This window comes from Massilia jejuensis (assembly GCF_042656795.1).
Lineage (GTDB): Bacteria > Pseudomonadota > Gammaproteobacteria > Burkholderiales > Burkholderiaceae_D > Telluria > Telluria jejuensis.
Genome location: NZ_JBHSMS010000075.1, coordinates 1 through 3,208 on the forward strand (window position 1 = coordinate 1; position 3,208 = coordinate 3,208).

At 55.2% G+C, this 3,208-nt stretch carries 3 protein-coding genes and 1 pseudogene; 3 read left to right on the forward strand and 1 reads right to left on the reverse strand.

All coding sequences use genetic code 11. The features are described 5' to 3' along the window. The first annotated feature begins 754 nt into the window (after positions 1-754). The 3 genes from ACFPOU_RS21430 to ACFPOU_RS21440 all read left to right on the forward strand — a co-directional run bounded on the left by ACFPOU_RS21430 (position 755) and on the right by ACFPOU_RS21440 (position 1,805). Complete coding sequence (locus ACFPOU_RS21430) at positions 755-1,009, forward strand: hypothetical protein (protein ID WP_379726266.1); 255 nt, start codon at positions 755-757, stop codon at positions 1,007-1,009. 116 nt (positions 1,010-1,125) lie between these two features. Continuing rightward, the gene (locus ACFPOU_RS21435; protein WP_379726269.1) at positions 1,126-1,380 is read left to right on the forward strand and encodes a type II toxin-antitoxin system Phd/YefM family antitoxin; all 255 of its coding nucleotides are present in this window, start codon (positions 1,126-1,128) and stop codon (positions 1,378-1,380) included. Continuing rightward, positions 1,377-1,805: a type II toxin-antitoxin system VapC family toxin gene (locus tag ACFPOU_RS21440; RefSeq protein ID WP_379726272.1), complete on the forward strand. Its 429-nt coding sequence runs from the start codon at positions 1,377-1,379 to the stop codon at positions 1,803-1,805. The genes ACFPOU_RS21435 and ACFPOU_RS21440 overlap by 4 nt, the downstream gene beginning before the upstream one ends. A 228-nt stretch (positions 1,806-2,033) precedes the next feature. Here the strand turns inward: ACFPOU_RS21440 and ACFPOU_RS21445 are convergent. Beyond that, positions 2,034-3,120: pseudogene (locus tag ACFPOU_RS21445) on the reverse strand (IS3 family transposase). Positions 3,121-3,208 lie beyond the last annotated feature (88 nt).

A 3,208-nucleotide genomic window follows, 5' to 3' on the forward strand; every position in this document is an offset into this window, starting at 1 on the left:
CAATGACTTGTCGCCGGTCGAATATGAAAAGCAGTATTTCCAGCGGCTCGCGAGTGTCTAGTAAATTCGTGGCGATTCAGTCCATCCCTTCGATTTGCTCGCCAATTGCGCCACGCAAAAGACGAGAGTAAACGCGATTTTGCGAAGGTTTACAAGGGCGCTGGCAAGTCATTGAAAGTAAACGGGATTTTCAACCGGCGTGGTGATGCTGGCGGACTTGTGTATAACGAAGTGAGTTCAGCCTGGTGGACAGTCTTACGGCCTCTCCTGTTTCTTATTGAAAGAGTGTCAATGAAGAATATCGCAGTATCAAAGAAAAGTTCTGATGGGAAGAATTGAGAGAGTGAGAAGGCAAAGACCCTGAAGGTAATGCTGCCAGAGGGCATGAGTGAAGAGCGAGCAATCACTGAGGCGGCTCACCAGCATGACCTCAGCCGCTATGAACTCGGTCAACCTCTCCAAAATCAACCTGTATACCAACAACTCTCTGTCGCTCACTGACGCTGTGGACGTAGTGACGGCGAAGGTGCAGAAGATCTAGGACGGGAATATAGGGGAAGTTGAGGCGATGCTGGCAAGCCAGGCGTGCACACTCGATGCCCTCTTCAACAACCTGACCCACCGGTCCATCTTGAACATTGCCGGCGGCTACCCAGGCGCAGCAGAGCAATACCCGGTAAGTTGACTGTACCCAGTAAGGCGCCTTAGCTGGCAGGTGCCGGCGAACGAAAATCATTAACTTAGGAAAGTTGCAATGAACGAAGAATACGAAGTAAGAATGTCGCCGCTGTCACAGCGGATGGAGATCGACGGCAAAGAAATCGATGTCCAGATTTATGAGGATGGCGAAGGTGGTTGGCTTCTTGAAGTCGTCGATGAGTTCAACAACTCGACGGTTTGGGACGATCCGTTTCCCTCTGACCAAGAGGCAATGAAAGAACTTCAAAGAGCAATCCAGGAAGACGGCGTTGATTCTTTGATTGGACCGCCTCCCAGCATCAGCCATTGACATCGCGGAAAACTCTGCGCGGGGGCTGTGACAACGCTGCGGAATTGTCCACTACGCTTGCACCCACTTGATCTATGTAGTAACATAACTACATAGATCAAGTCCGAGGGGGTGCCATGACCATTACCACCATATCCAGCCGCGAGTTCAACCAAGGGGCGAGCGAGGCAAAACGGGCCGCAACCAATGGGCCGGTGTTCATCACAGATCGAGGCCGGCCGGCCCATGTGCTGATGAGCTTTGAGGACTATCAGCGACTTACAAAGCAGCGGCGCAATATTGCTGACGCGCTGGCTATGCCAGGTATTGCTGACATCGAATTTGACCCTCCGCGTGTGACCATCGAAACACAAGCGGCTGACTTCTCATGATGTTTGTTCTCGATACTAACGTAGTGTCCGAACTCCGCAAAGTGCGGCTTGGCAAGGCAAATACGAACGTAACGGCATGGGTGGAGAGCGTTGATGCCGCTGACCTCTTTGTGTCGGCTATCACCATCATGGAACTGGAGCTTGGCGTTCTGGCGATCGAGAGGAAGGACGCCACCCAGGGGGCCATGTTGCGTTCTTGGCTCGAGCAGCACGTATTGCCCGAATTCTCTAGACGCACGCTGCCTGTTGATACCGCCGTGGCACAACGCTGCGCCCGGCTGCATGTACCCGATAAGCGTGGCGAGCGCGATGCGCTCATCGCAGCGACCGCCCTTGTGCATGGCATGACGGTGGTCACGCGCAACACCGCTGATTTTGCGCCAACGGGGGTGTCCCTCATCAATCCGTGGGAGGTATCGCGGTGACGGAAAAGGAAATCGTGATGGGATTCGACGGCACACGCGCTGTGGTCGGTTGTGTCGCGTTAGCGATTTGAAGCACAGATTTGCTGGCGAGGAGTGGGCTGCTTTCAAACTGGACGGATTTGTCCTGCCAACGCATAAAATTGGTCGGCGAACGATGTGCGAGCAACGCCTTTAATCCTGAACTGGTCCGGTAATCCTCCCATTTTTAGAGCGAGCTAAAAGTAGAGGTTAAGCGGCGAGCGCCAATTTTTGTCTTGGCGTGATACCGCCGAGCGCCATGTTGGGCCGGTCGTGATTGTATGTCCACAACCAGTTGGTGGCAAATTGCTGGATTTCGTCGAGGGTTTCAAACAGATGATGGGCGAGCCAGTCGTAGCGCACCGTCCTGTTGTAACGCTCGACGTAAGCGTTCTGTTGGGGCTGTCCAGGCTGGATGAAATCGATGCGGATCCCGTGCCTGTCAGCCCAGGCCAGCGTCATTGCGCTGATGTACTCTGGACCGTTATCGCATCGGATGGCAGTCGGTTTGCCGCGCCACTCGATGATGCGGTCGAGCGATCGAATTACGCGTTCGGATGGCAGCGAAAAATCGACTTCGATCCCGAGGCCTTCGCGTTGTAGTCGTCGATGACGTTGAAAAGCCGGATACTGCGACCATCGGCAAGCTGGTCATGCATGAAGTCCATCGACCAGCACTGGTTGATCGCCGTTGGCACAGCCAGCGGCAGCGGCTTCTCGCGCACCAGGCGATGGCGCGGCTTGATGCGCAGGTTCAGCTCGAGCTCGCGGTAAATCCTGTAGACCCGCTTGTGGTTCCATTTGAAGCCCTTTACGTTGCGCAGGTACAGGAAGCATAGTCCAAATCCCCAGTTGCGCTGGTTGTTCGTCAGCCGTACCAGCCAGTCGGCGATGACACCGTTCTCCGCGTCCAGCTTGGCCTCGTAGCGGTAGCAGGTCTGGCTGATGTGAAATGCCTGGCATGCCAGGCCAATCGTGGCTGACCGCTGCGCTACGGCCCACTGCGCCATCTCCCGCCGCTGAGATGGCGCTACCACTTTTTTGTCAGCGCCTCCGCGACGATCTCGGCCTTGAGCCGCTCCTCGGCATACATCTTCTTCAGGCGCCGGTTTTCGTCCTCGAGCTCCTTCATGCGGGCCATCAGCGAGGCGTCCATGCCGCCGAATTTTGAGCGCCACTTGTAGAAGGTAGCATTGCTGATGCCGTGCTCGCGGCACAGCTCGGGAACCGGGCTGCCGGCTTCGGCTTGCTTGAGGATGGCGATGATCTGGCTGTCGGTAAAGCGGGACGTCTTCATGTAGAGCTTTCTGTTCTTAAGTACGGTAGTTGTCAACAAAGTTGTCGTGTCACTTCATGCTGCCAGCTTTGATATCTCAGGTGCAGCC